Source organism: Streptomyces hokutonensis, from assembly GCF_000376565.1.
In the GTDB taxonomy this organism is placed as follows: domain Bacteria; phylum Actinomycetota; class Actinomycetes; order Streptomycetales; family Streptomycetaceae; genus Streptomyces; species Streptomyces hokutonensis.
The window spans coordinates 200,932-223,570 of record NZ_BARG01000047.1 but is presented as its reverse complement, the minus strand read 5'-3'; the positions used below and the strand labels follow the sequence as shown (position 1 = coordinate 223,570).

The window sequence follows — 22,639 nt, the reverse complement described above, 5'->3', positions numbered from 1 at the left end:
CGGTGGCCATGTGCGGCATTCCTGGAATTGGTTCCATCCAATCCGCACCGGCGTGCGCCTGCGCGCCCCGTGGGGCGGGTGATCAGTCCTCGTGACCGAGTTGCAGATCGCGTTCGGTGCGTCCCCCGCCCGCCACTTGGAGAACGGTGGCCACGGGCGGATACCCGGCGGCGATCACCGTGTACTCGCCGGAGGACAGGTCGACGAACCGGAAGGTGCCGTCGGGGCCGGTGGTGAGGGTGTCGACGACGTTGCCCGCCGCGTCGAGGAGCGTCACGCGCGCGTCCTCGACGGGCCGCCCGCCGCTCGCCCGGACGGTGCCGCGCAGCACGGCGCCGCCGGCGAGTTCGACGTCCTGCCGGGTCTCGCGGGAGGCCTGCACGCTGACGGGGAGCGCGGCCGGCCGGAACGCGGGCGCGCTGGCCGCGAGGGTGTACTCGCCGGCCACCAACTCGCTGATCACATAGCCGCCTTCGCGCCCGCTGCGGGTACTGGCCACCACCTCGCCGTGCACATTGGTGAGCGTCACGGCGGCCTCCCGCACCGGGGTGCCGTCCGCGGTCAGCACACTTCCGGCGAGGCGTCCGGCACCGCCGAGGACGACGTCGAGTTCGACGGGCCGCTCCCCCACGGTCACCGACACCGCCTGCGGCTGGTGCCCGCCGGCCGCCGCGATCAGGACGTACGAACCGGAGCCGGGCGTCGACAGCGCGTACCGCCCGTCCGCGCCGCTGGCGCCGCGTCCGATCTGCTGCCCGGAGACGTCGATGAGGGTGAGCGCGGCCCGGGGCACGACGGTCCCGTCGGGGTGCTGCACCCTGCCGCACACGGGGATTCCGGCGGCGTATCCCGAACGGGCCTGCGGGATCGGGGAGTTGAAGGGTGCGGTCTCCGAGGTCTCGGCGGGGGCGTTGTGGGACACCAGTGGTTTCTCCTTGAGGAAGAAGGCGATGAGCAGGCCGAGGGCGAGCACCGGCACCAGGTAGAGGAAGATCCGGGGCATGGCGTCGGCGTAGGCCCGGATGTAGCTGTCGCGCAGTGCCGGGGGCAGCGCGTGGACGAGCTGCGGGGTGATGGACTCGGGGTCGGGGAGACGGGCACCCGCGCGCGTGGGGAGGCGGTCGCGCAGGGCGTCGGTGAGCCGGTCGGCGAACAGGGTGCCGAAGATCGCGGCGCCGACGCTGCCGCCGATCTGCCGGAAGTAGTTGTTGGCGCTGGTGGCGGTGCCGAGGTCGGCCGGCCGTACGGAGTTCTGCACGGCGAGGACGAGGACGGGCATCACCAGGCCGATGCCGGCGCCGAGGACGGCCATCCAGGCGCTGTACTGGAGCCGGGAGGTGTCGACTTCGAGCCGGGACAGCAGCCACATGCCGAGCGCGGCGAGGGCGCTGCCGAGGATCGGGTAGATCTTGTACCGGCCGGTGTGGCTGATGAGTTGGCCGGAGATGATGGACGCGCCGACGATGCCGCCCATCATGGGCAGCATCAGCAGTCCGGACTCGGTGGCGCTGGCGCCGTCGACCATCTGGAGGAAGGTCGGCAGATAGCTGGCGGCACCGAAGAGCGCGACCCCGATCACCAGGCCCACCAGGGCGGTGACGTTGAAGACGGCGTCCCTGAACAGCCGTAGCGGGATGAGGGGTTCGGGCGCGAAGCGCTCGGCGACGAGGAAGAGGACGGCGGCGGCCACGGCTCCCGCGCCGAGCCCGAGGATGACGCGCGAGCCCCAGGCGTACTCGGTCCCGCCCCAACTGGTCAGCAGGACAAGGCAGGTTGACGCGGCGGCCAGCAGCAGCGCGCCGAGGATGTCGAGGCGGGCCTTGACGGTGGGCTTCGGCAGTTTCAGTACGACGGTCACGACGGCCAGGGTCACCACGCCGAAGGGCACGTTGACGTAGAAGCACCACCTCCAGGAGAGGTGGTCCGTGAAGTAGCCGCCGAGCAACGGGCCCGCGACGGAGGCGAGTCCGAAGGTGGCGCCGATCAGGCCCATGAAGCGGCCGCGCTGCCGGGGCGGCACGATGTCCGCGATGATCGCCTGCACGCCGATCATGAGTCCGCCCGCGCCGATGCCCTGCACCGCGCGGAACGCGATGAGTTGGTCCATGGACTGGGCGCGGCCCGCGAGCGCGGAGCCGATCACGAAGACCGCGATCGCGAACTGGAACACGCTCTTGCGGCCGAGGAGGTCGCCGAGTTTGCCGTAGACCGGCAGGCCGACCGTGGAGGTGAGGAGGTAGGCGGTGATCGCCCAGGACATCCTCTCCAGGCCGTGCAGTTCGCCGACGATCTTCGGGAGCGCGGTGGCGACGATCATCTGGTCGAGGGCGGCGAGGAGCAGCGCGAGCATGAGGCCGAGGAAGACCAACCGCACACGGCGCGGGCTCAGTTCGGCCTTCCCGACGGGTGCGGGGACCGGGGTCTCCGGGGGTGCCGGGGGTCGTTCGTCCTGCACCAGAGTCGTCCCGCCCACGTACCGCTCCCCTCGTCGCGCCTGCCGCACAATTCCCGCTTTAGGCGACAACTGTGAGCAAGCGTGACGAGTTACGGCGTACGCCCGGCTCGAACGGAGATCCACTCGAACCGGTGAGGGAAGCCGCCAGGGCGTCAACACGCCCTGGGGGCTTGGCCCTTGGGACCTACTTCTCGACCTCGGCGGCGAGCTTGTCGAGGACCAGGTCGTAGATGCGGCCGAGGCCCTTGGGGGCGAAGGTGCGCTCGAAGAAGCCGCCGATGCCGCCGGCACCGTTCCAGGTGCTGGTCACGACGACGCGGGACTTGCCCTCGCCGGCCGGGGTGACCCGCCAGGTGGTGACCATGGTGGAGTTGCGGTCCTTCTCGACCAGTTCGCCGTCGGTCGGCTCGCTGACCTCCAGGAGGCAGTCGCGGACGCGCTTGCTGGTGGCCTGGAGCTTCCAGTGGACGAGGGTGCCCTCGCCGTCGCCGCCCTCGCGCACCTCGTACTCGCTGAACTGCTCGGGCAGCAGGTTCGCGCGCGTGCCGGTGTAGTCGGCGAGGGCGTCGAACACCTTCTCCGCGTCGGCTGCGACGACCCGCTCGGTGGTGGCCTCGACCTGCGCCATTTCGTTCCTCCAGGACTTGCGTTCTCGGGGTCGGGGCAAGCCAACCACCCCCGCGCTCGGTCACCCAAATCGGGGTGCCCCAGGGCGTCGGAAGCGATCAGGAGTGATGAGGAAGTTCACTTGCGTCGTAATTCGAACAAGTGTTTCACTCTGGGGGCAGGACTACCGAGGAGGCGTCATGCGCTGGGAAAACCTCACAGTGGAGTCCGACGGCCACAGCCGGACGGCCGACGTCGCGCTGTTCGGCGCGGACGCGGTGACCACCCGAACCTTCGACACGCCCGAGTTCCGCGGAATCACCTTCCACGAGGTGCGGGCCCGCTCGATCATCAACCGGGTGCCCGGGGCGTCCCGTATGCCCTTCGAGTGGACGGTCAACCCGTACCGGGGCTGCTCGCACGCGTGCGTGTACTGCTTCGCCCGCAAGTCCCACAGCTATCTGGACCTCGACACCGGCCTCGGCTTCGACTCGCAGATCGTGGTCAAGGTGAACGCGCCGGACCTGCTGCGCCGCCAGCTCGGCTCCCGGCGCTGGCTCGGCGAGCACATCGCGATGGGCACGAACGTCGACTGCTACCAGCGCGCGGAGGGCCGCTACCGGCTGATGCCGGGCATCCTGAGCGCCCTGCGCGATCACGCGAACCCCTTCTCGATCCTGACGAAGGGCACCCTGATCCTGCGCGACCTGGACCTCCTGGTGCAGGCCTCGGAGGTCACCGACGTCGGCATCTCGGTCTCGGTCGGCTTCACCGACCCCGCGCTGTGGCGCACGGTGGAGCCCGGTACGCCCTCCCCGGAGCGGCGCCTGGACGCCGTAAGGACGCTGACCGAGCACGGCATCGACGTCGGTGTCCTGATGGCCCCGGTGATCCCCTTCCTCAGCGACCACCCGGCCCAACTGCGCGCCACCGTAAGGGCGATAGCCGCCTCCGGGGCCACCTCGGTGACTCCCCTGGTGCTGCATCTGCGGCCCGGCGCCCGCGAGTGGTTCATGGCCTGGCTCGGGCAGCACCACCCGCATCTGGTGCGCCGCTACGAACGGCTGTACGCGGAGGGCGCGTACGCCCCGAAGTGGTACCAGCGCCGGATCACCCGTCAGGTCCACGACCTGGCACAGGAGTACGGCATCGGTCCCGCGCGCGCGGGCATGCCGCGCCGGATTCCCGAACCGGTGGAGCCGGCCGACGAGCCGGTGAGCGGGCCGACGCAGCTCTCACTGATCTGAAGGCTGATCTGAACGCGCTTCCCCACGAGCTGATCCGAGGGCGTTCGAGCGCATCCGGCGGCCCAATTGGGTCAAGTATCGGCTGAACAGGTTCTTCCGCCCCGGCTTTTCGGGACTATGCGGCGAGGACCGGCCGCGAGAACCGCGGTCGGCCGCCTCTCCGTCCTGGGAGGACTCATGAGAAAACGCGCAGCCGTACTGTGCGGTGCCGCCGTCGTCGTGGCCGGGACGGTCACCGCTCTCCCCGCCGCCGCGAGCACCACACATTCCGCGACCACCGTCCAGGCGGCGAAGCTCACCTGGAAGAGCTGCGCCACCACCAACTACCCGACGCTCCAGTGCGCGAGCGTCAAGGTGCCGCTCGACCACGCGAACCCGCACGGCACGCGGATCACGCTCGCCCTGTCCCGGGTCCCGCACACCGCGAAGACGTACCAGGGGCCCCTGTTGGTCAACCCCGGCGGCCCCGGCGGCAGCGGACTGACCCTCGCGGGCTTCGTGGCCTCCTCGCTGCCCAAGGCGGTGGCGTCCCAGTACGACGTCATCGGCTTCGACCCGCGCGGCGTCGGCAAGAGCACCCCCGCCCTCGACTGCAAGCCCGGTTACTTCAACCCGGTGCGGCCCGACTCCGTGCCGAGCACCCCGGCGCTGGAGAAGGCCAACCTCACGCGCGTGAAGTCCTTCGCCGCCGCCTGCGGCAAGAAGTACGCGAGCGTGCTGCCGTACATCAACACCATCAGCGCCGTGCAGGACATGGACTCGATCCGGGCCGCGCTCGGCGCGAAGAAGATCAACTACTTCGGTTACTCGTACGGCACCTACCTGGGCGCCGTGTACGCCAAGCTCTACCCGGAGCGCGTGCGCCGCCTGGTCCTGGACTCCATCGTCGACCCCACCGGGGTCTGGTACGACGACAACCTCGGGCAGGACTACGCCTTCAACGACCGCCAGCAGGCGCTGATGGCATGGATCGCGAAGTACGACTCGACGTACAAGCTCGGCACCGACCCGGCCAGGATCGAGGCCAAGTGGTACGCGATGCGGAAGGCGCTGGCCAAGAAGCCGGCCGGCGGGAAGGTGGGCGCCTCCGAGCTGGAGGACACCTTCATCCCCGGCGGGTACTACAACGGCTACTGGCCCTATCTCGCCGAGGCGTTCGCGGCGTACGTGAACGACAAGAACGCCGATCCGCTGGTCGAGGCGTACGACAACTTCGCCGCGATCGACGCCTCCGGGGACAACGGGTACAGCGTCTACACCTCGGTGCAGTGCCGTGACGCGTCCTGGCCGCGCGACTGGAACCAGTGGCGCAAGGACAACTGGGCGGTCTACGAGAAGGCGCCCTTGATGGCCTGGAACAACGCCTGGTACAACGCGCCGTGCGCGTTCTGGCCGACGAAGTCCGAGCAGCCGGTCAACATCGCCAACGGCAAGCTGCCGCCGGTGCTGCTCTTCCAGGCGACGAACGACGCGGCGACCCCGTACGAGGGCGGCGCGACGGTCCACCAGCTGCTGGCCGACTCCAGCTTCGTGGTCGAGCAGGGCGGCGGGAACCACGGCATCACGCTCAGCGGGAACGCCTGCCTGGACAAGTACCTGGCTACGTATCTGAGCAACGGCAAGGTGCCGCGCAGCGGCGGCGAGGTCGACGCGGTGTGCCAGAAGACGCCCGACCCGAAACCGCTGACCACGGCGAAGTCGGCGACGAGCACGGCACACGGTTCGACACTGCACGGGTTGCTGGGCTTCCGCGGCTGAGCCCGGCCTGAGGGTCGATCGGTCCCTCGGGGGTGGGAATCCCCGTTGTCAGACCCATGGTCCACCATGGACGCATGAGTGATCTGACGAGGATTCCCGCCCCCGACGGCGTCGCCCCCGCGACGGCCTACACGCACGTCGTCATGGGCACCGGCCGCTTCGTCGCGATCTCCGGCCAGCTCGCCCTGGACGAGGACGGCAAGCTCGTCGGCGAGGGCGACGCGGCGGCCCAGGCCCGCCAGGTCTTCGAGAACCTCCGCCGCTGTCTCGCCGCAGCGGGCGCCGGCTTCGACGACGTGGTCAAACTGACCTTCTTCGTCACGGACATGGCCCACCTGCCGGCCATCCGCACGGCCCGCGCCGCCCACATACCCGACGACCGGCTCCCCGCCGCGTCGGCCGTACAGGTCGCCGCGCTGGTACGACCGGAGTTCCTGATGGAGATCGAGGCGTTCGCGGTGATCGGCGAATAATCGGGGGCGGCCCGGCAGCCCAGTCCCTAGGGTGCCCGCCATGGACGATGCCGAGCCCCTCCAGATCCGCCCCATGGTCCTCGCCGACTGCGACCGCGTCTCCGAAATCCGCGTCCTCGGCTGGCAGTTCGCGTACCGGGGCCTCATGCCGCAGCCCTACCTCGACGCCCTCAGCGCGAAGGACGACGCCGAGCGCCGCCGGGCGCGCTTCGCGCAGGACGACGGCAGCGTGGTGAGCCTCGTCGCGTCGCGGGGCGAGGAGATCATCGGCTGGGCCGCGTTCGGTCCCTACCGGGACGGTGAAATCCGCACCGGGGAAGCCGAGTTGTACGCGATCTACCTCGACCCGCGACATCTGAACACCGGCGCCGGCCGGGCCCTGATGCAGGAGGCGCTACGGCGGTGCGCGGCCCTCGGTCACGACCGCCTGTACCTCTGGGTGGTCCGGGGCAACGCCCGCGCCCGCCGCTTCTACCAGCGGGCGGGCTTCCGGGCCGACGGGGCGGAGGAGCCGTACGAGGTGGACGGGGTGCTGGTGCCGGAGCTCCGGTACGTCAGGGAGCTGACGCGTTGAGGGGGCGGTGGGCGGGCTCAGCGCTGCCGTGGGATCCGCCCCAGCGCGTGCACCGCCGCCTCCGCCAGTGCCGGGTGGGCGAGGGCCTCGTTCAGGACCGGTCTGGCGCGGGGGTCGCCCAGTTCGCCGAGGCCCTGTACGCAGGCGAGGGCCACGCGGCGGTACGGGTCGTGGGGGCGCAGGCGGCGCTCCAGGGTGGTGATGAGGGCGGGGACGGACTCGGGGGCGTGCAGGTCGGCCAGGAGCCGGACGGGGTGCAGGGCGTAGGCGACGCGCAGTTCGTTGGTGGCGAGGGCGGCCGCCGCGCGGGCGGTGCGGGGGTCGTCGAGGCGGGCCAGGGCGTACGCGGCGGAGGCGCAGCGCGGTGGATCGCGGTGGTTGAGGAACAGGACGAGGGACTCGAAGGCCCGCCGGTCACCCGCGAGGCCGAGCCGGAACGCGGCCAACTCCCGGGCCCAGAGCGGTTGTCCGACGGCCGTGAGCACCTCCGCCAGTTCGTCGAGGTCGTCGGTCGACACAAGTCGCTCGTACGGCGCCGCTCCTCCCGACTCCTGCCGTAAGCGCTCCGTGAGTGATCGCAACTCTTCGTCCATGAAACCGAGCCTATGGGGGGCACGGGACAGACGGGACCTACATCACAAACTCCGGGGGCTGGCGCGCTCGTTACCCACCGGTTAAGCTCAGACGAGCGAGTTACCCACTCGCGTATCTCCTTACGGTGGCCTGGTGACGCAGCCGCCGTGAGTGCAGTCGGTTCGGCACCTCGTGTGCCGCAGTACGACACGGCTTGGGACAGGGCCGGTCGGAACTCTCAACCCGCCGGGCGTGTGCGCTCGTTGCCCGGCACCACCCGCACTCCTTCTCGCACCCCGTGCGCCCCTCGGCGTACGGCGCGCGCTCCCAGTCGTCACCCTCATTCCAGGAGTCCCGCGATGGCAGCTCCCCTGTCCGACACTCCCCTGTCCCCGTTCAAGACCATTGCCGTCGTCGGTCTCGGCACGATGGGCACCGGTATCACCGAGGTCCTCGCCCGGGCCGGCCGCGAGGTCGTCGGCATCGACGTCAGCGAGGCCGCGACCGCGCACGCCTTCGCCGCCCTGGAGACCGCGACCGCCCACGCCGTGCGGCGCGGCCGGCTGACCGAGCAGGAGCGCACCGACGCCCTGGCCCGGGTCCGCACCTCCACCGACCTGGGCGCGGCGGCCGACGCCGACCTGGTCATCGAGGTGGCCCCCGAGTCGTACGAGATCAAGCACCAGATCTTCCGTGAGCTGGACGGGATCGTGCGCCCCGAGACGATTCTCGCGACCGGCACGAACGCCCTGTCCGTCACCCGGCTCGCCGCCGACTCGGCGCGGCCGGAGCGGGTGCTCGGGCTGCACTTCTTCAACCCTGCGCCCGCGATGAAGCTGGTCGAGGTGGTCTCCTCGGTGCTGACCGCGCCCACCGCGGTCACCGCCGTCACCGAGCTGGCGATCGAGCTGGGCAAGGAGCCCGTCGCGGTCGGCGACCGGCCCGGGTTCGTCGCGGACGGGCTGCTGTTCGGCTATCTCAACCAGGCCGCCGCCATGTACGAGGCGAAGTACGCCTCCCGCGAGGACATCGACGCGGCGATGCGGCTCGGCTGCGGACTCCCCATGGGCCCGCTCGCCCTGCTCGACCTGATCGGCGTCGACACCGCGCGCACGGTCCTGGAGGCCATGTACGCCGAGTCCCACGACCGCCTGCACGCCCCCGCGCCGATCCTCAAGCAGCTCAGCGAGGCGGGCCTGACCGGCCGCAAGACGGGCCGCGGCTTCTACTCCTACGAGGCTCCCGGCAGCGCGACCGTGGTGCGGGACGCACTCACCCCGCCGGAGGGCGCGCAGCTCACCCCGGGCCGTACGGTCCGCTCGGTCGGGGTCGCCGGTTCCGGGACCATGGCGTCCGGTATCGCCGAGGTCTTCGCCAAGGCCGGGTACGACGTGGTCCTCGCCGCCCGCAGCGAGGAGAAGGCGCAGTTCGCCAAGTCCCGTATCGGCAAGTCGCTCTCGCGCTCCGTCGACCGGGGGCGGATGACCGCGGAGGCCGCCGCCGAGACCCTGGACCGGATCACCGCGGCAGGCTCCTACGACTCCTTCGCGGACGTGGACCTGGCCGTCGAGGCGGTCGCCGAGGACCTGGAGATCAAGCAGCAGCTGTTCGCGACGCTGGACAAGGTCTGCAAGCCGGGCGCGGTGCTGGCCACCACGACCTCGTCGCTGCCGGTCGTCGCGTGCGCCCGCGCCACCTCGCGTCCGCAGGACGTGATCGGCATGCACTTCTTCAACCCGGCGCCCGCGATGAAGCTGGTCGAGGTCGTCCGTACAGTGTTGACGGATGGTGACGTCCACTCAACAGTCCACGAGGTCTGCGTCAAGATCAAGAAGCATGCAGTCGACTGTGGCGACAGGGCTGGATTCATCGTCAATGCACTGCTTTTCCCGTACCTCAACAACGCGATCAAGATGGTGCAGGAGCACTATGCATCTCTTGACGACATTGACGCCGCGATGAAGCTGGGCGGCGGCTACCCGATGGGCCCCTTCGAGCTGCTGGACGTCGTCGGGCTCGACGTCTCCCTGGCCATCGAGAAGGTCCTGCACCGCGAGTTCCGCGACCCGGGCCTCGCTCCCGCGCCGCTCCTGGAGCACCTGGTGGCCGCGGGCTGCCTCGGCCGCAAGACGGGCCGCGGCTTCCGCGAATATGCCCGCCGCTGAGCGCTACGGCGACCGGTCCGCGGCCGAAGGAGAGTGGGGCGGGCTGCTCGACCCCACCGGAGGACCCCCGCCCACTGCGGGCGGGGGAAACCCCCGACGTGCGCGGCAAGCTGCGCACATGCAGTACGTTCGGGTCATGCCCCAGCCCGCCAAGCCCTCACGTACCGCAGCCGCGCCCGACGCACCGGAGAGTGCGGCCGGGAGTCGCGCCGCCGCCCAGCGCCTCAAGATGCGGCGCGAACTGGCGGCGGCGGCGATGGAGCTGTTCGCGACGAAGGGGTACGAGGCGACCACCGTCGACGAGATCGCCGCCGCGGCCGGGGTCGCGCGCCGGACGTTCTTCCGCCACTTCCGCTCCAAGGAAGAGGCGATCTTCCCGGACCACGACGACACGTTGATCCGGGCCGAGGCGGTCCTCAATGCCGCCCCCGCGCACGAGCACCCGCTCGACACGGTGTGCCGGGGCATCAAGGAAGTCATGCGGATGTACGCGGCGCAGCCGGAGATCTCGGTCGCCCGCTACAAGCTGACGCGCGAGGTGCCCACCCTGCGCGAGGCGGAGATCGCGTCGGTGGCCCGCTACGAGCGGCTGTTCACGCGCTATCTGCTGGGTCACTTCGACGAGCACGCGCACGACGACGACGCCAACGACGACCCGCTGCTCGCCGAGGTCGCCGCCTCGGCGGTGGTCACCGCCCACAACCACGTGCTGCGGCGCTGGCTGCGGGCCGGCGGTCAGGGCGACGTCGAGGCGCAGCTCGACCACGCCTTCGGGATCGTACGGAAGACCTTCGGCAGCGGTATCGGCGCCGGCCGCACCACGGCCCCCAAGCCGGCCACCGCGATGGTGCACCAGCAGGGCGAGGTCCTGGTGACGGTCGCCCGCACCGACGCCCCGCTGGACGAGGTCATGCGGACCATCGAAGAGGCACTCAGGGACCGCTGAGCCCTTCCGCACCATGTGATGACGGCCACCCTCCGGGGTGGCCGTTTTGGCATGTCAGAGCCCCTTTTCACGCACCTTTCAGACCCCGTTCGATCGATCATCGCTCATTTGTTACGTAAAGATTTCACCTGAGAGCAATTCATGGCACTCGGTGCCTTGCGGGGTGACACGCAGTGTCATACGTTGAAGGTGTCCGGGCGGCCGGCGTACAGAGATCTCCCGTACGTCGGCTGTCCCCGCAACCCACCACTGGGCTGCGCGCCCGGACGCCTGCGTCACAGGCACCCTCCCGCGCCACAAAGCGCTGCCGAAGCACCACCCGCCGAACCGACGGCACCTCTCCACCCACCCTCAGCAGCAGCACCGACGTAACCATCGGCGCCCCTCCCTCAGGGCGCACTTCGCCGGAGGCAACACCGTGACCGTGAAGGACATCCTCGCCGCGATCCAGTCGCCGGACTCGACTCCGGCCGATTTCGCCGCCCTGCCGCTCCCCGAGTCGTACCGCGCGATCACCGTGCACAAGGACGAGACGGACATGTTCGCGGGCCTCAGCACCCGCGACAAGGACCCCCGCAAGTCGATCCACCTGGACGACGTCCCGGTGCCCGAACTCGGCCCGGGCGAGGCCCTGGTGGCCGTGATGGCGTCCAGCGTCAACTACAACTCCGTGTGGACCTCGATCTTCGAGCCGCTGTCGACCTTCGGCTTCCTCGAGCGCTACGGCAAGCTCAGCGAGCTGACCAAGCGGCACGACCTGCCGTACCACATCATCGGCTCCGACCTCGCGGGCGTCGTCCTGCGCACCGGCCCCGGCGTCAACGCCTGGAAGCCCGGTGACGAGGTCGTCGCGCACTGCCTGTCCGTCGAGCTGGAGTCGAGCGACGGCCACAACGACACGATGCTCGACCCCGAGCAGCGCATCTGGGGCTTCGAGACCAACTTCGGCGGGCTCGCCGAGATCGCGCTCGTCAAGTCCAACCAGCTGATGCCCAAGCCGGACCACCTGTCGTGGGAGGAGGCCGCCGCCCCGGGCCTGGTGAACTCCACCGCCTACCGGCAACTGGTCTCCCGCAACGGCGCCGGCATGAAGCAGGGCGACAACGTCCTGATCTGGGGCGCGAGCGGCGGACTCGGCTCGTACGCCACGCAGTTCGCGCTCGCGGGCGGCGCCAACCCCATCTGTGTCGTCTCCTCACCCCAGAAGGCGGACATCTGCCGCGCGATGGGCGCCGAGGCGATCATCGACCGCAACGCCGAGGACTACCGGTTCTGGAAGGACGAGCACAACCAGGACCCGCGCGAGTGGAAGCGGTTCGGCAAGCGGATCCGCGAGCTCACCGGCGGCGAGGACGTGGACATCGTCTTCGAGCACCCCGGCCGCGAGACCTTCGGCGCAAGCGTTTACGTCACCCGCAAGGGCGGCACGATCGTCACCTGCGCCTCGACCTCCGGGTTCAACCACGAGTACGACAACCGCTACCTGTGGATGTCCCTGAAGCGGATCATCGGCTCGCACTTCGCCAACTACCGCGAGGCGTGGGAGGCCAACCGGCTGGTCGCCAAGGGCAAGATCCACCCGACGCTCTCCAAGGTGTACTCCCTGGAGGAGACCGGCCAGGCCGCCTACGACGTCCACCGCAACCTCCACCAGGGCAAGGTCGGCGTCCTGTGCCTCGCCCCCGAGGAGGGCCTCGGTGTGCGCGACGAGGAGAAGCGCGCCCAGCACATCGACGCGATCAACCGCTTCCGGAACATCTGAGGTCCGCTGATGACTGAGCGCCAGAAAGACCGGCCGTGGCTCATGCGCACGTACGCCGGTCACTCCACGGCAGAGGCGTCCAACGAGTTGTACCGGCGCAATCTCGCCAAGGGCCAGACCGGTCTGTCGGTCGCGTTCGACCTGCCGACACAGACCGGCTACGACTCCGACCACATCCTCGCCCGCGGCGAGGTCGGCCGGGTCGGCGTGCCGGTGGCCCACGTCGGTGACATGCGCCGGCTGTTCCAGGACATTCCCCTGGACCAGATGAACACCTCGATGACGATCAACGCCACCGCCATGTGGCTGCTGGCGCTCTATCAGGTCGTCGCCGAGGAGCAGGGCGTCGACATCACCCAGCTCCAGGGGACGACCCAGAACGACATCGTCAAGGAGTACCTGTCACGGGGCACGCACGTGTTCCCGCCGGTGCCCTCGCTCCGGCTGACGACCGACATGATCTGCTACACGGTCAACCACATCCCCAAGTGGAACCCGATCAACATCTGCAGCTACCACCTCCAGGAGGCGGGAGCGACACCGGTCCAGGAGATCGCGTACGCGATGTCCACCGCGATCGCCGTCCTGGACGCGGTGTTCGCGTCCGGGCAGATCCCCGAGGACCGCAAGGGCGATGTCGTCGCCCGTATCTCCTTCTTCGTGAACGCGGGCGTCCGCTTCATCGAGGAGATGTGCAAGATGCGCGCCTTCGGCCGCATCTGGGACGAGATCACGCGCGAGCGCTACGGCATCGAGGACCCGAAGCAGCGCCGGTTCCGCTACGGCGTCCAGGTCAACTCGCTCGGCCTGACGGAGGCGCAGCCGGAGAACAACGTCCAGCGGATCGTGCTGGAGATGCTGGCCGTGACGCTGTCGAAGGACGCACGCGCGCGTGCCGTCCAACTCCCGGCGTGGAACGAGGCGTTGGGGCTCCCCCGCCCCTGGGACCAGCAGTGGTCGCTGCGCATGCAACAGGTGCTGGCGTACGAGAGCGACCTGCTGGAGTACGCGGACATCTTCGAGGGCTCGCACGTCATCGAGGCGAAGGTGGCCTCCCTGGTCGAGGAGTCCCTCGCGGAGATCGACCGCATCGAGGAGATGGGCGGCGCGATGGCCGCCGTGGAGTCGGGCTATCTGAAGTCGCAGCTCGTGTCCTCGCACGCGGAGCGGCGGGGCCGTATTGAGTCCGGTCAAGAGAAGATCGTCGGAGTCAACATCTTCAACACGACCGAGCCCAATCCACTCACGGCCGACCTTGATCAAGCGATCCAGACGGTCGACCCGGCCGTCGAGGCCCGGGTCATCGCGTCGTTGCAGCACTGGCGGGACACGCGCTACCAGCCGCCCTTCAACCACCCGCGCCCGTGCAAGGCGCTGGAGCGGCTGAAGGAGGCCGCCAAGGACACCGACAACCTCATGGAGGCCACCCTGGAGTGCGCCCGCGCCGGTGTCACGACCGGTGAGTGGGCCGGGGCCCTGCGGGAGGTGTTCGGGGAGTTCCGGGCGCCCACGGGCGTCTCGTCGGCGCCGGTCGCGGTCCCCGCCGAGGAGGGCTCGGCGATGGCCGGGGTCCGCCGCAAGGTGGATCTGACGGCGCGCGAGATGGGCGTCGGCAAACTGCGCTTCCTGGTCGGCAAGCCGGGCCTGGACGGGCACTCCAACGGCGCCGAGCAGATCGCCGTACGCGCGCGTGACGCCGGCTTCGAGGTGGTCTACCAGGGCATCCGGCTGACCCCGGAGCAGATCGTGGACGCGGCCCTCGCCGAGGACGTGCACGCGGTCGGCCTGTCCATCCTGTCCGGCTCGCACGCCCAGCTGGTGCCGGACGTCCTCGAACGGCTCCGTGTGGCCGGTGCCACAGACATACCTGTCATCGCCGGTGGGATCATCCCCAATGGCGACGCCGAGCAGCTCAGGGCTGCCGGGGTCGCCGCGGTCTTCACCCCGAAGGACTTCGACATCACCGGAATCATCGGCCGCATCGTCGACGAGATCCGGAAGGCGAACAAGCTCGACCCCCTGGAGGTCCCCGCATGACCACGCCCGCCCCCGTGAACCGGCTCCGTCCGCGGCGCTCCTGTCTCGCCGTACCGGGGAGCAACCCGCGCTTCCTGGAGAAGGCGCAGGGCCTCCCGGCCGACCAGGTCTTCCTGGACCTGGAGGACGCGTGCGCGCCGCTGGCCAAGCCCGACGCGCGGCACACCATCGTCAAGTTCCTCAACGAGGGCGACTGGACGGGCAAGACGCGGGTCGTGCGCGTCAACGACTGGACGACCGAGTGGACGTACCGCGATGTCGTCACGGTCGTCGAGGGCGCGGGCCAGAACCTCGACTGCATCATGCTGCCGAAGGTGCAGGACGCCCAGCAGGTCGTCGCGCTGGACCTGCTGCTGACGCAGATCGAGAAGACGATGGGCTTCGAGGTCGGCAAGATCGGTATTGAGGCGCAGATCGAGAACGCGCAGGGACTCAACAACGTCAATGCGATCGCTCAAGCCAGTCAACGTGTCGAGACGATCATCTTCGGCCCGGCCGACTTCATGGCGTCGATCAACATGAAGTCGTTGGTCGTGGGCGAGCAGCCGCCCGGCTACCCGGCGGACGCCTACCACTACATCCTGATGAAGATCCTGATGGCCGCCCGCGCCAACAACCTCCAGGCGATCGACGGCCCCTACCTCCAGATCCGCAACATCGACGGCTACCGCGCGGTCGCGCAGCGGGCCGCGGCACTCGGTTTCGACGGCAAGTGGGTGCTGCACCCGGGCCAGGTCGAGGCGTCCAACGAGATCTTCTCGCCGTCCCAGGAGGACTTCGACCACGCCGAGTTGATCCTCGACGCGTACGACTACTACACGTCCGAGGCCGGCGGCAAGAAGGGCTCGGCGATGCTCGGCGACGAGATGATCGACGAGGCCAGCCGCAAGATGGCGCTGGTCATCTCGGGCAAGGGCCGGGCCGCCGGTATGCAGCGCACGTCCACGTTCGAAGCCCCGGAGGCCTGAGCACCATGCAGTTCGGACGCACCTACGAGGAGTTCGAGGTCGGCGCGGTCTACAAGCACTGGCCCGGGAAGACGGTCACGGAGTACGACGACCACCTCTTCTGTCTCCTGACGATGAACCACCACCCGCTCCACATGGACGCCAACTACGCCGAGAACACGACGGACTTCGGCAAGAACGTGGTGGTCGGGAACTACATCTACTCGCTGCTGCTGGGCATGTCGGTGCCGGACGTGTCGGGCAAGGCGATCGCCAACCTGGAGATCGAGTCGCTGAAGCACGTGGCGCCGACCTTCCACGGGGACACGATCTACGGCGAGACGACGGTCCTCGACAAGACGCCGTCGAAGTCCAAGAACGACCGCGGGATCGTCTATGTCGAGACCAAGGGCTACAAGCAGGACGGCACGCTGGTCTGTGTGTTCCGCCGCAAGGTGATGGTGCCGACCGAGACGTACATCAAGGAGCGCGGCGGCGAGCAGCCCGGCCGCCCCCAGCTCAAGGAGCAGGAGAAGTAGCCATGGCGCGACTCGCCCAGACCGCCGGTCTCACCGACATCCAGCGGGAAATCCTGTCCACCGTCCGCGACTTCGTGGACAAGGAGATCCTCCCGGTCGCCACCGAGCTGGAGCACCGCGACGAGTATCCGCAGCAGATCGTCGACGGGCTCAAGGAGTTGGGCCTCTTCGGCCTGATGATCCCGGAGGAGTACGGCGGCCTGGGCGAGTCGTTGCTGACGTACGCCCTGTGCGTGGAGGAGATCGCGCGCGGCTGGATGTCGGTCTCCGGGATCGTCAACACCCACTTCATCGTGGCGTACATGCTCAAGCAGCACGGCACGCAGGAGCAGAAGGACCACTTCCTGCCGCGCATGGCGGCGGGCGACATCCGGGGCGCGTTCTCGATGTCGGAGCCGGCGCTCGGCTCGGACGTCTCGGCGATCACGTCGAAGGCGGTCAAGGACGGTGACGAATACGTCCTGACCGGTCAGAAGATGTGGCTGACGAACGGCGGTACGTCATCGCTCGTCGCCGTACTCGTGCGCAGTGACGAAGGGCACCCCGAGGGCACCGCGCCGCACAAGTCGATGACGACCTTCCTGGTGGAGAAGGAGCCCGGTTTCGGTGAGGTGCGGCCCGGTCTCACCATCCCCGGGAAGATCGACAAGATGGGCTACAAGGGCGTCGACACCACCGAGTTGATCATGGACGGCCTGCGGATCCCGGCCGACCGCGTGCTCGGCGGGGAAACCGGCCGAGGTTTTTACCAAATGATGGACGGAGTCGAGGTGGGCCGCGTGAATGTGGCGGCGCGTGGCTGCGGCGTCGCTCAGCGTGCCTTCGAACTGGGCGTCTCCTACGCGCAGCAGCGTCACACGTTCGGGAAGCCGATCGCCCAGCACCAGGCGATCCAGTTCAAGCTGGCGGAGATGGCCACCAAGGTCGAGGCCGCCCATGCGATGATGGTAAATGCGGCACGCAAAAAGGACTCCGGCGAACGAAACGACCTTGAGGCAGGGATGGCGAAGTACCTCGCCTCCGAGTACTGCAAGGAGGTCGTCGAAGACGCCTTCCGGATCCACGGCGGGTACGGATTCTCCAAGGAGTACGAGATCGAACGCCTTTACCGCGAGGCGCCGATGCTGTTGATCGGCGAAGGTACCGCCGAAATCCAGAAAATGATCATCGGGCGCAGGTTGCTCGAAGAGTATCGATTCCAGGGCTGATTGTCCGTTTCGGGGTGTTTTCTTCGAGAAGAAGATCACACCCCGTCAACGCTCTTCAGCCGCCGACTCGACTTACTGGCTTAGCCAGTTGTGGCCCACGACCGGTACGATCCCGGGAAAGCCGCCGTCCCCCGTTACAGTGCGGCATCATCCGCTACGAAGGTCATCCATGCCCCACAGCCAAACCTCTGCACCACGCGACAGCCTGGCAGGCGTACGCCTCGCGCGCGGAGCATCGCCGTGGCTCCTGCCGACCGTCGCCACCGCAGCCCTCAGCCTGGTACGTGCGCGCAAGTCCGGCGCCGCCAAGGCCGTGGCCGTACCCGCCACCGCGCTCGCGGCGGGCATGCTGTGGTTCTTCCGCGACCCCGAGCGCGAGATCACCCCGGGCCGGGTCATCTCGCCCGCCGACGGTGTGGTGCAGAGCATCATGCCGTGGAAGGACGGTCGCACCCGCGTCGCCATCTTCATGAGCCCGCTGAACGTCCACGTCAACCGCGCGCCGCTCTCCGGCACGGTGACTTCGGTCGAGCACATCCCGGGCGGTTTCGTTCCCGCGTTCAACAAGGAGAGCGAGAACAACGAGCGGGTCGTCTGGCACTTCGACACCGAGCTCGGTGACATCGAGATGATCCAGATCGCCGGCGCCGTCGCCCGCCGCATCGTCCCCTACGTCCCGCAGGGCACGAAGGTCGAGCAGGGCGAGCGCATCGGACTGATCCGCTTCGGTTCGCGTGTCGACATCTACCTCCCCGAGGGTGTCGAGGTGGACGTGGAGGTCGGTCAGAAGACGGTGGCTGGGGTGACTCGCATTGACCGTGATTGATCCGGAGACACAGGCGGGCTGGGTGCCCGAGGCGGACGAGGTGGACGACGAGGAGGAGATGCCTCTTTCTCTCCGCCTCTCAATAGCGGACACCCTCACCCTCGGCAACGCCACCTGCGGCTTCATGGCGGTGTACTTCACCACCACCGGCATCCTGATCCCGCACCTGACGGGCAACGACGAGTCGACCGGCATGGCCCGCCACAGCGCGGCCACCGCGGTCATCCTGATGCTGTGCGCGGCGGTCTTCGACCTCTTCGACGGCCTCGTCGCCCGCAAGCTGCGCTCCTCCCCCATGGGCGCGGAGCTGGACAACCTGTCGGACCTGATCAGCTTCGGCCTCGCACCGGCGTACTTCGTCCTCGTCTACGGCATGGTCGCGGACGACGCGCACCAGAGAGTGGCCGCGGTCGGCGCGATCGTGGTGCTGCTGGCCGTGGTGCTGAGACTCGCCCGCTTCTCGTGCGTGACCCCGCCGAACGGCATGTTCCAGGGCATGCCCTCCCCGTTCGGCGCGCTGACGGTGGTCTCGATCGTGCTCCTGGAGCTGCCCTTCGTGGCGACGCTCCTGGCGATCCTGGGCACCGCCTGGCTGATGGTGAGCCGGGTCGAGTACCCGAAGCCGCGCGGTCGCCTCGCGGTGGCCATGCTCGCCTGGATCGTCCTGTCGATGGGCCTGCTGGCGGCCTGGGCGTTCGACGCCCCGAGCGGCCAGCTCCTCCTCCAGACGGGCTGCGCGCTCCAGCTGGTCATGGGCGCGGTGATCCCCCTGTTCGCGACGGCCCGCCGCGTGAACACCTTCCGCGACAACAGGCGTGAGGCGCGAGCCGCACAGCTGCCGTAGCGGTCGTAGCAGACGGAACGAAGGGCCCCGAGCCATGTGACTCGGGGCCCTTCGTCGTGTCGGCGCCCGGCATTGGTGCGGGCCCTGCCTGGGGCTGCGGCCCCGGACCCCCGCTTCGGCCCTGAACTGGCCTCGTCCTCAGACGCCGGACGGGCTGAGAGTGACCGGCGTCGAGCAGTCGCCGCGCCGGTCGTACGACGTGTCGAGGGAGGCCCAGGCCACTTGGCCGGGGCCCTTCGGCGTTCCTCGGGCGGGACTCAGACCAGGAAGTCCCGGGCGATGTTCTCCGCCACCCGCTCCAGGATCGGCCCCGCGTCCGCGATGCACTTCACCACGTCCGGTTCGACGGACGTGAGGGGGTAGGCACGGCGGATGCCCGCGTGGCCGAGGGCCTGAGGGGGCAGGGCGAGGCGGCCGCAGACGGCTACGACCTCCTTGCCCTCGGCACGGGCCGCCGCGGCGACGCCGGTCGGGGCCTTGCCGTGCAGGGTCTGTTCGTCGAGGGAGCCCTCGCCGGTGATGACGAGGGTGGCGCCCTCCAGGGCGGAGGCGAAGCCGAGGACGTCGAGCATGACCTCGATGCCGGGGCGGAAGCGGGCGCCGAGGAGGAGCGCGCCGTAACCGATGCCGCCGGCCGCGCCCGCACCGGGTGCGACGGCGTACTCGGCGGCCCGGGCGCCGATCGTCTCCTCCAGGATCTTCGCGTAGTGGCCGAGGGCCGCGTCGAGGGCGTCCACGTCGTCCGGTGCGGCGCCCTTCTGGGGGCCGTAGACCGCGGCGGCGCCCTTGGGGCCGGTGAGCGGGTTGTCGACGTCGCTGGCGAGGACGAGGGCGACGGAGGCGAGGCGCGGGTCGAGGCCGGAGAGGTCCGCCGAGGCCAGCTCGATCAGGGCGCCGCCGCCCGGGGGCACCGGTTCGCCGTCCGCGTCCAGGAAGCGCGCGCCGAGCGCGGAGAGCATGCCCGCGCCGCCGTCGGTCGTGGCGCTGCCGCCGACGCCGAACACGATCGTGCGGGCGCCCGCGTCGAGCGCGGCCCGCAGCAGTTCGCCGGAGCCGTACGTCGAGGAGGTGAGCGGGGCGAAGACGCCCTTGGGGAGTCTCTGCAGTCCGCTGGCCTCGGCCATCTCCACGACGGCCGTGTCGCCGCGGACCGCGAAGGCCGCGGTGACCTCGTCGCCGAGGGGCCCGGCGACCCGTATCTCCCGTCGCTCGAACCCGGCCGCGACGGCCGCGTCCACCGTGCCGTCGCCGCCGTCGGCGACCGGCATCGCCGCGACCTCCAGATCGGGTACGACCCGGCGCAGCCCTGCCGTCACCCGCTCGGCGACCTGCACGGCCGTCAGCGACCCCTTGAACTTGTCCGCGGCGATGAGCACCCTGTGGGTGCCCCTCTGTGCAGCGTCCGCCACCTTGCGATCCCCTTGCTCTACGGGCCCCGCACACTTCAGGGCCAGTCGCGCCGCTTGCGACCCTAACCGGCCGACGCCCCCGCCGTCATGCCCCGACCGAACGCTGGGACCGGGCTGAGCGTCCGCTGTGCCGCTGCCGGGCCCGGAATCGGGTAGACCGGAGACATGACCCCAGTAGGTACTGAGCAGGTGCTCGCGGACCGTGTCCTCGGGGGCTGGCTGGGCCGGATCGCGGGCAACATGCTCGGCAAGCCGGTCGAGCAGGGCGACCTGTGGACCCGCGACCGCATCGACCGCTACCTCTGGCGGGCCGCCGCCCTGCCGCTGACCGACTACCTGCCCGAGCCGGCCGGCGAGGACGACGGCTTCGAGCTGCGCCCCGAGTGGCAGCGGTGCGTGCGCGGCCGGATCCACGGCAGCTGCCGTGACGACGACGTCGACTACGCCATTCTCGGCCTCGACCTCCTGGAGACCCACGGCTTCGGCTTCAGCACCGAGCAGGTCGGCGAACTGTGGCTGCTGCGCCTTCCGTACCTCCAGACGTACACGGCCGAGCGCGCCGCCTACCGCAACCTCGCCAACGGACTCAAACCGCCGCTGACGGCCACGCACGACAACCCCTACCAGGAGTGGATCGGCGCCCTGATCCGGGCCGACATCTACGGCTGGACCAGCCCGGGCGACCCGCGCCGCGCGGCCCAACTGGCGCGCAGGGACGCCGTGTTGTCCCACACGGGCAACGGTGTCTACGGTGCGATGTGGGCCGCCGCCCTGATCTCTGCGGCGTTCACGGCACCGACCGTGCGGCACGCCCTGGACACGGCGCTGACCGTGATCCCGCCGGGCTGCCGCCTCGCGCGCACGGTACGCCGGGTGCTCACGCTGCACGAGACCCGGATGACCTGGGAGGACACGCTCACCACACTCTCCGAGGAGACGCCGGGCCTCGGCTGGATCCACACGATCCCGAACGCGGCGGTCCTGACGGCCGGACTCCTCTACGGCGACGGCGACTTCACCCGCACCATCACCCTCACCGTCCGCGGCGGCCTCGACACCGACTCGAACGGCGCGACCGCCGGTTCGGTCGCCGGCGTGCTGAACGGCGCCGACGCGATCCCGGGGCAGTGGAAGGACCCGCTCGAAAACACCGTGCGCAGTGCGGTGTTCGGGTTCGACGGAGTGCGGATCAGTGAACTGGCCGAGCGGACCGTGCAGTTGGCGGTCGCGGACCGCTAGACGGCCCCATGGTCGATGAGACTCCGCGCGCAGTCGAGGACTGCTTCCCGGGCCGGGCGCGGTTCCCAGCCGAGGACGCGGCGGGCCTTCTCCGTGCTGTGGCGGTTGCGGCGGCCGAGCGCGGGGGTGATCTCACGGAGGGACCGGTCCAAGAAGCGGGCCGCGAACCGGACCGCGAAGTCCGGGAGGCGGCGCGTGGAGACGGTACGGCCGTGCTCGCCGAGGCCCTCGCGCAGGGTGCGCGCGATGTCCTCCATCCACACGAACTCCCCGGTGGCCAGAAAACGTTGACCGGCGGCCTCCGGTGAGGTCATCGCCCGGAGGTGTACGTCGACCAGGTCCCGGACGTCCACGACTTCGAGGCCGATGCGCGGGACGCCCGGCATCCTGCCGCTCACCATGCGCGCGATGATGCCGACGGAGCCCATGTTCGCGGTGGTGAGGACCGGTCCAAAGACGGCGCCGGGGAGCACGGTGGTCAGCTCGGTCGGACCGTCGTAGCCGCTCATGAAGTCCCAGGCGGCCCGCTCGGCGAGGGTTTTCGAGCGGCGGTACGGGATGAGGGTCGGGTCCTCTGGATCGGTCCACAGCGTCTCGTCGGTGACGCCTTCGGAGGCGTACGACGAGGGGCTCGCGGCGTTCGCGGCCGAGGTCAGCACGACGCGTCGTACGCCCGCCCCGGTGGCCGCGCGCAGGACGCGCAGCGCGCCGTCGCGGGCCGGGGCGATCAGGACCTCGGGGTCGTCCGAGGCGGCGCCGAGCGGGGAGGCGACGTGCAGGACGAGGTCGACGCCCTTGAGCGCGGCGTCCCAGCCCTCGTCGGCCGTGAGGTCGGCGACGGCGAAGCCCAGCCGCCCGGCGGGGTCGGCGACGGTCGCGACGGCGTCGGTGACCGCGCGCTCCTTGCCCTCGGCACGGACGGTCGTACGGACGTCGTAGCCGCGGCGCAGCAGTTCCGCGATGCACCAGCCGGCGATGTAGCCGCTGCCTCCGGTGACCAGGACGAGTTCGGGCATGACGGTGCTCCCTGC

The 22,639-nt window shown here is 69.8% G+C and carries 19 protein-coding genes; 14 read left to right on the top strand and 5 right to left on the bottom strand.

Features of this window, described 5'->3' with window-relative positions; translation table 11 throughout:
• Positions 1 to 82 precede the first annotated feature (82 nt).
• Both SSP08S_RS29780 and SSP08S_RS29775 read right to left on the bottom strand, forming a co-directional pair.
• Positions 83 to 2,473: an MFS transporter gene (locus SSP08S_RS29780; protein ID WP_019071307.1), complete on the bottom strand. Its 2,391-nt coding sequence runs from the start codon at positions 2,471 to 2,473 to the stop codon at positions 83 to 85.
• Positions 2,474 to 2,639: 166 nt separating this feature from the next.
• On the bottom strand, positions 2,640 to 3,083 hold the full coding sequence (locus SSP08S_RS29775) for an SRPBCC family protein (RefSeq protein ID WP_019071306.1): 444 nt from the start codon (positions 3,081 to 3,083) through the stop codon (positions 2,640 to 2,642).
• Between the two features lie 178 nt (positions 3,084 to 3,261).
• Between SSP08S_RS29775 and SSP08S_RS29770 the strand changes: the two genes are divergently transcribed.
• The 4 genes from SSP08S_RS29770 (at position 3,262) to SSP08S_RS29755 (ending at position 7,113) form a co-directional block, all read left to right on the top strand.
• Positions 3,262 to 4,308 (top strand): Rv2578c family radical SAM protein, encoded by a 1,047-nt coding sequence (locus SSP08S_RS29770; protein WP_019071305.1) that lies wholly within the window; start codon positions 3,262 to 3,264, stop codon positions 4,306 to 4,308.
• Between the two features lie 177 nt (positions 4,309 to 4,485).
• Positions 4,486 to 6,066: an alpha/beta hydrolase gene (locus tag SSP08S_RS29765; protein WP_019071304.1), complete on the top strand. Its 1,581-nt coding sequence runs from the start codon at positions 4,486 to 4,488 to the stop codon at positions 6,064 to 6,066.
• 74 nt (positions 6,067 to 6,140) lie between these two features.
• Complete coding sequence (locus SSP08S_RS29760) at positions 6,141 to 6,539, top strand: RidA family protein (RefSeq protein ID WP_019071303.1); 399 nt, start codon at positions 6,141 to 6,143, stop codon at positions 6,537 to 6,539.
• A 40-nt stretch (positions 6,540 to 6,579) separates the two neighbouring features.
• The gene (locus tag SSP08S_RS29755; protein WP_019071302.1) at positions 6,580 to 7,113 is read left to right on the top strand and encodes a GNAT family N-acetyltransferase; all 534 of its coding nucleotides are present in this window, start codon (positions 6,580 to 6,582) and stop codon (positions 7,111 to 7,113) included.
• 17 nt (positions 7,114 to 7,130) lie between these two features.
• Here the strand turns inward: SSP08S_RS29755 and SSP08S_RS29750 are convergent, their stop codons facing one another.
• Positions 7,131 to 7,706: an adenylosuccinate lyase gene (locus SSP08S_RS29750; RefSeq protein ID WP_026178940.1), complete on the bottom strand. Its 576-nt coding sequence runs from the start codon at positions 7,704 to 7,706 to the stop codon at positions 7,131 to 7,133.
• Between the two features lie 339 nt (positions 7,707 to 8,045).
• Between SSP08S_RS29750 and SSP08S_RS29745 the strand changes: the two genes are divergently transcribed.
• From SSP08S_RS29745 to pssA, 9 genes are all read left to right on the top strand, one after another.
• The gene (locus SSP08S_RS29745) at positions 8,046 to 9,851 is read left to right on the top strand and encodes a 3-hydroxyacyl-CoA dehydrogenase family protein (protein WP_019071300.1); all 1,806 of its coding nucleotides are present in this window, start codon (positions 8,046 to 8,048) and stop codon (positions 9,849 to 9,851) included.
• Between the two features lie 136 nt (positions 9,852 to 9,987).
• Complete coding sequence (locus tag SSP08S_RS29740) at positions 9,988 to 10,797, top strand: TetR family transcriptional regulator (protein WP_026178939.1); 810 nt, start codon at positions 9,988 to 9,990, stop codon at positions 10,795 to 10,797.
• Between the two features lie 418 nt (positions 10,798 to 11,215).
• The gene (gene ccrA / locus SSP08S_RS29735) at positions 11,216 to 12,559 is read left to right on the top strand and encodes a crotonyl-CoA carboxylase/reductase (protein ID WP_019071298.1); all 1,344 of its coding nucleotides are present in this window, start codon (positions 11,216 to 11,218) and stop codon (positions 12,557 to 12,559) included.
• A 9-nt stretch (positions 12,560 to 12,568) separates the two neighbouring features.
• On the top strand, positions 12,569 to 14,596 hold the full coding sequence (locus tag SSP08S_RS29730; RefSeq protein ID WP_026178937.1) for a protein meaA: 2,028 nt from the start codon (positions 12,569 to 12,571) through the stop codon (positions 14,594 to 14,596).
• Positions 14,593 to 15,564, top strand: coding sequence for an HpcH/HpaI aldolase/citrate lyase family protein (locus tag SSP08S_RS29725; RefSeq protein WP_019071296.1), 972 nt, complete (start codon positions 14,593 to 14,595; stop codon positions 15,562 to 15,564). The genes SSP08S_RS29730 and SSP08S_RS29725 overlap by 4 nt, the downstream gene beginning before the upstream one ends.
• Positions 15,565 to 15,569: 5 nt before the next feature.
• The gene (locus SSP08S_RS29720; RefSeq protein ID WP_019071295.1) at positions 15,570 to 16,082 is read left to right on the top strand and encodes a MaoC family dehydratase; all 513 of its coding nucleotides are present in this window, start codon (positions 15,570 to 15,572) and stop codon (positions 16,080 to 16,082) included.
• 2 nt (positions 16,083 to 16,084) lie between these two features.
• Complete coding sequence (locus SSP08S_RS29715; protein ID WP_019071294.1) at positions 16,085 to 17,290, top strand: acyl-CoA dehydrogenase family protein; 1,206 nt, start codon at positions 16,085 to 16,087, stop codon at positions 17,288 to 17,290.
• 169 nt (positions 17,291 to 17,459) lie between these two features.
• A complete protein-coding gene (locus SSP08S_RS29710; protein ID WP_019071293.1) occupies positions 17,460 to 18,116 on the top strand; it encodes a phosphatidylserine decarboxylase in 657 nt (218 codons plus the stop codon).
• A 22-nt stretch (positions 18,117 to 18,138) separates the two neighbouring features.
• Entirely contained in the window at positions 18,139 to 18,960 is an 822-nt protein-coding gene (gene pssA / locus SSP08S_RS29705; protein ID WP_019071292.1) for a CDP-diacylglycerol--serine O-phosphatidyltransferase, read from the top strand.
• A 257-nt stretch (positions 18,961 to 19,217) separates the two neighbouring features.
• Here the strand turns inward: pssA and SSP08S_RS29695 are convergent, their stop codons facing one another.
• Positions 19,218 to 20,336: a glycerate kinase gene (locus SSP08S_RS29695; RefSeq protein ID WP_019071291.1), complete on the bottom strand. Its 1,119-nt coding sequence runs from the start codon at positions 20,334 to 20,336 to the stop codon at positions 19,218 to 19,220.
• Positions 20,337 to 20,534: 198 nt separating this feature from the next.
• Between SSP08S_RS29695 and SSP08S_RS29690 the strand changes: the two genes are divergently transcribed.
• Positions 20,535 to 21,608, top strand: a complete 1,074-nt coding sequence (locus SSP08S_RS29690) for an ADP-ribosylglycohydrolase family protein (protein WP_026178936.1) — start codon at positions 20,535 to 20,537, stop codon at positions 21,606 to 21,608.
• Here the strand turns inward: SSP08S_RS29690 and SSP08S_RS29685 are convergent.
• Positions 21,605 to 22,624, bottom strand: coding sequence for an NAD-dependent epimerase/dehydratase family protein (locus tag SSP08S_RS29685; RefSeq protein ID WP_019071289.1), 1,020 nt, complete (start codon positions 22,622 to 22,624; stop codon positions 21,605 to 21,607). The two genes, SSP08S_RS29690 and SSP08S_RS29685, sit on opposite strands and share 4 nt — an antisense overlap.
• Positions 22,625 to 22,639 lie beyond the last annotated feature (15 nt).

Coding starts and splice junctions, on each gene's coding strand:
- SSP08S_RS29750 (WP_026178940.1), bottom strand. CDS start 7,706: ATGGACGAAGAGTTGCGATCACTCACGGAGCGCTTACGGCAGGAGTCG.
- SSP08S_RS29710 (WP_019071293.1), top strand. CDS start 17,460: ATGCCCCACAGCCAAACCTCTGCACCACGCGACAGCCTGGCAGGCGTA.
- SSP08S_RS29775 (WP_019071306.1), bottom strand. CDS start 3,083: ATGGCGCAGGTCGAGGCCACCACCGAGCGGGTCGTCGCAGCCGACGCG.
- SSP08S_RS29770 (WP_019071305.1), top strand. CDS start 3,262: ATGCGCTGGGAAAACCTCACAGTGGAGTCCGACGGCCACAGCCGGACG.
- SSP08S_RS29755 (WP_019071302.1), top strand. CDS start 6,580: ATGGACGATGCCGAGCCCCTCCAGATCCGCCCCATGGTCCTCGCCGAC.
- SSP08S_RS29690 (WP_026178936.1), top strand. CDS start 20,535: ATGACCCCAGTAGGTACTGAGCAGGTGCTCGCGGACCGTGTCCTCGGG.
- SSP08S_RS29720 (WP_019071295.1), top strand. CDS start 15,570: ATGCAGTTCGGACGCACCTACGAGGAGTTCGAGGTCGGCGCGGTCTAC.
- SSP08S_RS29745 (WP_019071300.1), top strand. CDS start 8,046: ATGGCAGCTCCCCTGTCCGACACTCCCCTGTCCCCGTTCAAGACCATT.
- SSP08S_RS29765 (WP_019071304.1), top strand. CDS start 4,486: ATGAGAAAACGCGCAGCCGTACTGTGCGGTGCCGCCGTCGTCGTGGCC.
- SSP08S_RS29730 (WP_026178937.1), top strand. CDS start 12,569: ATGACTGAGCGCCAGAAAGACCGGCCGTGGCTCATGCGCACGTACGCC.
- SSP08S_RS29685 (WP_019071289.1), bottom strand. CDS start 22,624: ATGCCCGAACTCGTCCTGGTCACCGGAGGCAGCGGCTACATCGCCGGC.
- SSP08S_RS29715 (WP_019071294.1), top strand. CDS start 16,085: ATGGCGCGACTCGCCCAGACCGCCGGTCTCACCGACATCCAGCGGGAA.
- SSP08S_RS29740 (WP_026178939.1), top strand. CDS start 9,988: ATGCCCCAGCCCGCCAAGCCCTCACGTACCGCAGCCGCGCCCGACGCA.
- SSP08S_RS29725 (WP_019071296.1), top strand. CDS start 14,593: ATGACCACGCCCGCCCCCGTGAACCGGCTCCGTCCGCGGCGCTCCTGT.
- SSP08S_RS29760 (WP_019071303.1), top strand. CDS start 6,141: ATGAGTGATCTGACGAGGATTCCCGCCCCCGACGGCGTCGCCCCCGCG.